This is a genomic window from Fictibacillus sp. Mic-4 (assembly GCF_049843615.1).
GTDB classification, from domain to species: Bacteria; Bacillota; Bacilli; order Bacillales; family Fictibacillaceae; genus Fictibacillus_A; species Fictibacillus_A gelatini.
In genome coordinates, this window is the sequence record NZ_JBBHZM010000005.1 from 133433 (window position 1) to 140378 (window position 6946).

Annotated in this window: 10 protein-coding genes, 1 tRNA gene and 1 other annotated feature; of the genes, 2 read left to right on the forward strand and 9 right to left on the reverse strand. The window is 40.2% G+C overall.

Features of this window, described 5'->3' with window-relative positions:
- Window positions 1-21 precede the first annotated feature (21 nt).
- The 9 genes from WD019_RS06310 to WD019_RS06350 form a co-directional block, all read right to left on the reverse strand.
- On the reverse strand, window positions 22-540 hold the full coding sequence (locus WD019_RS06310) for a shikimate kinase (protein ID WP_026676794.1): 519 nt from the start codon (window positions 538-540) through the stop codon (window positions 22-24).
- Window positions 537-932, reverse strand: a complete 396-nt coding sequence (gene comGG / locus WD019_RS06315) for a competence type IV pilus minor pilin ComGG (RefSeq protein ID WP_161627197.1) — start codon at window positions 930-932, stop codon at window positions 537-539. Before comGG ends, WD019_RS06310 begins: the two co-directional genes overlap by 4 nt.
- A complete protein-coding gene (gene comGF, locus WD019_RS06320) occupies window positions 907-1377 on the reverse strand; it encodes a competence type IV pilus minor pilin ComGF (protein WP_154657912.1) in 471 nt (156 codons plus the stop codon). The genes comGG and comGF overlap by 26 nt, the downstream gene beginning before the upstream one ends.
- Complete coding sequence (locus WD019_RS06325; RefSeq protein ID WP_026676791.1) at window positions 1356-1685, reverse strand: type II secretion system protein; 330 nt, start codon at window positions 1683-1685, stop codon at window positions 1356-1358. The genes comGF and WD019_RS06325 overlap by 22 nt, the downstream gene beginning before the upstream one ends.
- A complete protein-coding gene (gene comGD / locus WD019_RS06330) occupies window positions 1669-2127 on the reverse strand; it encodes a competence type IV pilus minor pilin ComGD (protein ID WP_026676790.1) in 459 nt (152 codons plus the stop codon). Before comGD ends, WD019_RS06325 begins: the two co-directional genes overlap by 17 nt.
- Window positions 2124-2432: a competence type IV pilus major pilin ComGC gene (gene comGC, locus WD019_RS06335; protein WP_026676789.1), complete on the reverse strand. Its 309-nt coding sequence runs from the start codon at window positions 2430-2432 to the stop codon at window positions 2124-2126. The genes comGD and comGC overlap by 4 nt, the downstream gene beginning before the upstream one ends.
- A 13-nt stretch (window positions 2433-2445) precedes the next feature.
- Entirely contained in the window at window positions 2446-3483 is a 1038-nt protein-coding gene (gene comGB / locus WD019_RS06340) for a competence type IV pilus assembly protein ComGB (RefSeq protein ID WP_425710943.1), read from the reverse strand.
- Between the two features lie 5 nt (window positions 3484-3488).
- Window positions 3489-4523, reverse strand: a complete 1035-nt coding sequence (gene comGA, locus WD019_RS06345; RefSeq protein WP_425710944.1) for a competence type IV pilus ATPase ComGA — start codon at window positions 4521-4523, stop codon at window positions 3489-3491.
- Between the two features lie 145 nt (window positions 4524-4668).
- Window positions 4669-5889: an aspartate aminotransferase family protein gene (locus tag WD019_RS06350; RefSeq protein ID WP_425710945.1), complete on the reverse strand. Its 1221-nt coding sequence runs from the start codon at window positions 5887-5889 to the stop codon at window positions 4669-4671.
- A gap of 155 nt (window positions 5890-6044) precedes the next feature.
- Window positions 6045-6291: a binding site (T-box leader), on the reverse strand.
- Between the two features lie 146 nt (window positions 6292-6437).
- Between WD019_RS06350 and WD019_RS06355 the strand changes: the two genes are divergently transcribed.
- Together WD019_RS06355 and WD019_RS06360 are read left to right on the forward strand one after the other, a co-directional pair.
- A tRNA-Gln gene (locus WD019_RS06355) sits at window positions 6438-6512 on the forward strand.
- A gap of 126 nt (window positions 6513-6638) precedes the next feature.
- Window positions 6639-6884 carry a DUF2626 domain-containing protein gene (locus WD019_RS06360; RefSeq protein WP_026676738.1) on the forward strand — a complete coding sequence of 82 codons (246 nt, stop codon included), beginning with the start codon at window positions 6639-6641 and terminating at the stop codon, window positions 6882-6884.
- The last annotated feature ends 62 nt before the right edge of the window (window positions 6885-6946 follow it).

Here is a 6946-nt window from a genome sequence, read left to right on the forward strand (position 1 = left end):
ATCACCACTTTTAAATCTTTTTTAATCAGCCTTCCCAACAAGCTTTAAATTTAATCCCGTAATGATTGAATCTGCCGCCTCAACCGGGGTCAGAACCGAAACATCCAGAGTAAAATGACATTGTTCATAAGCTGGCCGTCTCGCTTCATACAAGGCTCTCATTTCCTCTTTCCGATGTTTATTAAACAACGGCCTCGTTTGGTCTTCCTCAAGCCGTTTGACAATCACTTCAAAATCACAATGCAAATATACAATTGTGCCGGCCGCATTCATCATTTCACGATTAGCTTCTTTAAGAGGTAATCCCCCGCCAGTCATAATGACGGCATCGGCTTTCGGCAACAAAAGAAGAGCCTCGGTTTCATACTGTCTAAAGGCATGTTCTCCTTCTTGCCCGAAAATATCCGCAATCCGCTTTCCTTTCCATTCTTCAATATAATGATCCGTATCTATGACAGGCACCGAAAGCTTTTCCCCTAAGACGGTTCCGATCGTTGTCTTTCCCGCCCCCATAAATCCGGTTAAATAGATGGCCCTCAATTTAAAACTCCTTCCGCCCACTTCGTTATTTCATTTTTTTCTTTATTATAAACGATTTGAACGGATTTTGTTTTCCTTTCTTTTGTTTTCCCTCGTATTTCAATAATATATTTCATTTTAGCCCATTCACTAATTTGATAAGTGGCTGACCCTTCCTCATAATTCAGGATGCCGGACGTCTGGGCTTTTCCATCTTTGATGCTTTTCATAAGGTCAACGGCGCTTTTTTCAATGACCGTCTCTAGCTGTAAATTCTCTTGTTGATCCGATATAAACTGCCGCTCGCCTAAATAAAGCAGCAACTGGTGACCTGTCAGCATAACAAGCATCAGGCAAAAAACGAGAACCGTTGGAAAAATGATACCATTATGATTCAGCAAGGATTTTTTCATATAATAGATGCCCGATAAAAAATTTTCGATCATAGTGCTTCCCTGAAATATCTTGAATGTTCACATGAACTTCTATGCCGTTTGTAACAGACGGTTCAAAGCGTTTAATAGATTGAAGCCACGTTTCATGGCCGAGCCCTTTGACTTGCTTGCGGATGATTTGTCCATATTGAGAATAAGTTGCCGTCTCCCCGTCACTATTTGTAATCAATAATTGACGATTCGCCACTCGAATCGATGACGCACTTCTTATTTCTTTGCCAATCTCTGTGAAGAACAATTGCAATTCTTCAAGCCGTACGGCGGGTTCCGCGGGCGGACGAATTACTTTAATAAAAAGCGGGGAAAAGGAGGCGAGCACGACGAAGATGAGTAAAGCGATGATCGTTTCGATTAAGGTAAATCCATTTTTCGTCACTAAAATCATTTCTTGACAGATCCACACCTTTCATATTTCCTGCTATTCTTCCCATTAAATGATACACATATTTTCGGTTCGCCACCATTCGGGAGATAGCGAATAGTAAAGGTCGCTGTAGTCCCTTTTACGATTGGATCGGGAAGAGTAGAGTAAAGCATATAGTCATTAAGGCTATTGTGAAGAAGATCGATCGCTTCACTGTTTTGTTTGATTGTAAACCGTTCTTTATAGAGAGTGTAGAGCATCGGGACCGTCGATGCCGTGACAATTCCTAATATACTTAAAGCCAGAATCGTTTCTAATAGTAGATAGCCTTTACCATCTTTCAACATAAAAGCGACCCACCCCAAGCAGGATAACCATTCGATAATCGCCAACCGGTGTCTGAAAGTGCAGCGTACCCGATTCAATTACATTTCCAATACGATTGTAGGCAATTTGAAGCTTCATTGATGTTGAAAAAACGATGAAGTCTTGCGGAATTTGTTTACGTTTCAAGACTTGATCATTACCAAGACGGATTTCGTAATAATGTTCCTTTTGAAAAAAAATTAATGACGCTTTTTGTTCTGAATGGATCGCCGTTCGCTGTGTTAAATATACGTCTTTTTGTAATTCTTCAAAAAAGTATTCTACTTTTCTCGTTTCTTTCGATTTCTCATAAGAAAAAAGACCGATGGAAAGAACTGTAGCGAGGATCAGAAGAACAATCGCCATTTCAATGAGCGTAAACCCGCCATTTTTCACCTGTTTCTTTGCTAAGATGTCTATCATTTGGCAGGAGGCTTAACAATTCCATCTGCAAAAATTAATTCGCTTCCATCAGGACAAGTTACGTGATCCACATATCCTTCATCGACAAGATCTTGAAGATTGGCAAGCGGCTTTCCTTTATCCGCTTCATACGCCCCGACCTGGCCTTGCACGAGATCCACTGTCGCCTTACAACTCACATTTTTAACGACTTTATTATTTTTCGCCATGCTAGGCAACACGATCAACAGCAAAATTGATATGATTAAAAGGACAATCGTCATTTCGATTAACGTAAATCCGTCTTCTTTTTTTACTAGCTTCACTTTTATTCCCCTTTCATTTAATGGAGCTCATCAGCTCAAACATCGGCAACAGCATACTGACAAACATTAAGAAAACTGTACTGCCAATGATCAAAAACAAAACCGGCTGGGCGATTTGAAAATAACGGGTCACTTTTTCTTCAAATAGTTCCATCAACATGTCGCCATAGTCGATCAGTTCGGGACCGATAGTTCCATTTGCATGCCCATGTGCGACAATATGTGACAATTCCGGAACAAAGTATTTCTTCGCTTTTACAATCCGTTCAAAACCCTCACCACTTAATAGCTCTGTTTTCATGGCAATTGCCTCCTGTTGAAAAAAACGCAAATAATCGTTCTTTTCGAAAACGTTCAATGCTTCATGGATCGATAGGCCTCCTTTCAGTAAAGTTCCTAATTGAATCGAAAAGTAATGGGTAATTAAAAGCGGGAAAAATAAACGAAGAAGAGGCATTCGCTGCAACATTAAAACTTGTTTTGTCGGCTGGTAATTTCGAAACGTTGTAAAATAATAGACAAACAAAAGAAGGATGAAACTTAAGGTGAGTAATCCTATGAATGGAAGGGCATGGATGAAGGCGATAAACAGGCGGGTAAATAGAGGAAAGTCGATATTTAACGATTGATAAAGCGATTCAAATTGAGGAAACAAAAATTGTAAAAACACGACACCGATGATAATGACAATGATCATTAAAAATAGAGGGTAGCGAATCGTTTTTAACAACCGCCTTTTGATTTCTTCCCTTTTTCGCATCATTTTCCCGCTTTCTGCTAAACTAAACGATAAATCTCCATGCTTCTCGGAAAAGGATAAATACCCCAACACATGCTCAGGAAACTTATGCTCTGCTAATACGGAATGAAGTGAGAAGCCTGCCCGTAAATACGTTAATATATCTTCAAATATGACTTTTACATCGGGTGATTGATGCAGTTGCACCATTTCAATTGCTTTTGGCAATGTATAACCTTTTTCCAGCAGTTGACCGAGTTTAATTAAAAATTCCGCTTGATTTTCTCTTTTCCACCTCTTATTCCTCTTCATATCCATTACTCCCCAATCCATTTTTCATAACTTGATTCGGGCAAAAAACCAAGCGCGATGCCTTGCTGAATGTAATGTTTAATCGTTTTGTACTTTACATGATCACCGAAACTCGCTCCTTCCATCCAACGCAAGACGTTTTCTAAATCCCGTTCCGCAAGTACTTCATAGACCCCCATCCGTTTCATCTTTCTTCTGCGAAAACAAACCGGATGGCATTCTTCTTTGCAGTATGGACATTTTGTTAGAACAAGGCGTTGAGAAACGACGCCAAGCAATGTTTGTTCAAGCTCACGATAGGTGAAACCTAATTCAAGAAGTCGATAAAGACATCCAACGGAATCCCTGGCGTGTACTGTACTTAACACTAAATGTCCTGTAAGGCTCGCTCTCAGCACAAGTTTAGCCGTTTCTTCATCCCTTATCTCACCGATCATAATGACGTCCGGGTCATGCCTGAGAATTGATTTAAAACCTTCCCCGTACGTAATCCCCGCTTTTTCATTAATCTCCATTTGCAAAAACGAGTCGACTTTTTTTTCGACAGGATCTTCAAGCGTGACAATTTGCCGCTTCATTTGAGATTGGATGTACTGCAAAAGTGAATATAAAATGGTCGTTTTCCCTGAACCTGTCGGCCCTGTAAAAAGGATCAGCCCGCTTGCGCGTACCATTAAGTTACAAAGTTGGTCAACACTTTCGGGAAATAATGAAAGATGGTGCATATCGATGGTTTCTTCCTGAGGCAATAAGCGGATGGCCAGACTTTCAGAATAGGCGGAAGGCAATGTCGATAGGCGCAAATGAAGAATTTTCTGTTGGATCATTATGTCCATAGAACCGTTTTGAGGTCTTCTTTTTTCACCGATGTCAAGGCCGGAGAGGAATTTAAAATGGGAAATCAATCTTTCAAAATAACCATATGAAAGTTGTTCCATTTCAACAAGCTCGCCTGCAATTCGAAATTGAACCACCCCCTTGTTTCTTTTCGGAATGAAGTGAACATCTGAGGCTTGCAGGAAAACAGCCTGTTGCAACAATTGCTTGCTTTTACTTTCAATGGCGAGAATATGTGATCACACTCCTTTTCGTCAAGTAAGTTATGTATACGGCAAAATTCTGCAAAATCCTTCTTTCTTTTCAAAAAAATTTTGAAGGAGCTGATATTTTGTCAGCTCCTTCAATTTAGCAACCGATTGCCGCAAGAACCGGTGTCGGCAGATGACTTTGGAATGCATCGATAAAGCGGTCTACTTCTTGCTTCGTTAATACAAGTGGAGGCAAGAGGCGAATAATGTTTCCTTGCGTCACGTCGACCAACATTCCGTCATTCAGTAATTTCCGTTGTATTTTTTTCACGTTAGCTGCAGTATCATTCACACTCATCCCAAACATCATCCCGCTATAGCGTAGATCCGTTATATAATCAGCATGCTTCTTTTGGATCTCACTGAGCTTTTTATACAGATATTGAGACGTTTCATACCCTTTTTCCATCATTCCATCATCAAGCAAAACTTTTAATACGGCGAGCCCTAAAGCCGTGCTTAAAGGAGGCTGTGCAAAGGTCGTGCCATGATCTCCCGGGGCAAAACAGTCATGAACACGCGGACCTGCAATAATTCCTCCAAAGGCCGCTCCCCCGCCAGCACCTTTACCGAATTGTACAATATCTGGTGTTACTCCGTGGTGCTGATAAGCAAATAATTTTCCGGTTCTCCCCATTCCGCATTGAACTTCATCAACAATGAAAAGCATATGATTCTCGCGGCAAAGCTCCTCAATTTTCCTTATATATTCCCCCGACAATGGGTAAATTCCACCGCTTCCCATGACAGGTTCAATCATAACAGCAATCGGATGTTGTTGGTGGATCACTTTTACTAATCCGTCGACATCCTCACGTTCAACTTCATGGATCGTAATGGAATGACACGGATAATCTTGATAGACGCCTTTTTGTCTCGTTAATGGAAGAGCACCTAGCGTCCTTCCATGAAAACTATTTTTTAATACGACAATTCCGTCCCTTACATCCCCTGCTTTTTGTTTAAATTTATGGATCAGCTTAATGGTTGATTCTGTCGCCTCCGCACCAGAAGTGGTAAAAAAGACTTTTCCCGCTTTTAATGAATGATCGACAAGTTTTTTCGCATATGTAATTGCTACAGGGTTTAAAAAGTGAAACGGAAGATGTAAGCAATTAGCCACTTGTTCAGTTGCCGCTTTCATGATTTGAGGATGACCGTAACCTAATAAATTAACGCCAACACCGGAAAATAAATCAAGATACGCTCTTCCATTTACATCATAAAGAGTCGAACCTTTCCCCCCGGTTATTGCTACAGGCAGTCGTTCATAAACCGACATCATATATGTTTTATCCAAATCCATCCAGTTGTCCATTGTTATTCTTCCTCCTACAATTTCTCCATTAGATTTCTCCGTCTTTGCCGAGTCTACATAGCGGATGCTCAGTTTCCTAGTTAATGTTTCAATTTTTAATGTGAAATAAAAAAACCCCCGCCTGCAACCAAACGATATGTTTCCATTCGTTTGGCTGCTGAGGCGAGAGTATCGCGGTACCACTCAGCTTTTCCGTTTTTTTCACAAAAAACAGACTCCGTAAGTTCACATGAACTTCAGTCCTTTTAACGAAAGACCGGGCCGTTGTTTTTTACGGGTTTTCACCTTCAAAACAAAGCTCCAAGGTGGCGTTCAAAGAAAGATTACGACCGTCCTCTCAGCCTATGGGACGGATTTCTGGCGAAAGAGCTTTCTTTTACTTTTCCTTTTCTAAGCTTTTATCATTTTCATTTTTTAATAATCAGTTATTTGCTCTGATTATAAAACTGTCATTTGTGAATGTCAACAAAAAAGTTAATTGCTATTTGTTGAATTTCACAAACCGTGTATATTTTTTATGATGGGATGTTATACTATAACTGTTCCATTGGGCTATAGCCAAGCGGTAAGGCAACGGACTTTGACTCCGTGACGCGCTGGTTCGAATCCAGCTAGCCCAGCCATTTTTTATTTCAGGATTATCAAATTGTCTCCAAATTTTTATTATTTGAGCATTTACAATGATGTAAAAAAACATATATAATACAATAGGAACTAGCTTTTTTTCGTGAAAAAGGAGGGATGCATACATGGCGAGAATGTACAGAGTGCTCGGATTCTGGACAGCAGTCATCGCGGTAATGGCTTATCTTGGGGATTTAGTGCCAATGGCCTTATTATTTGTAGGCCAAACGATTATGTTTGTAACTTTAGGGTATTTGAACTTATCAGAACGTATGTATATCTATATTTTCGGTGCCTACCTGACCGTATTCTTCGTAGGGTTCACGTATTGGACAACATTTATGATGACTCCTGGTGCAGGAGGGCATTAACAAAATAACAACGATACATAATATAACGTATCAGAAAAAGACGGTAACCTCAAGTTACCGTC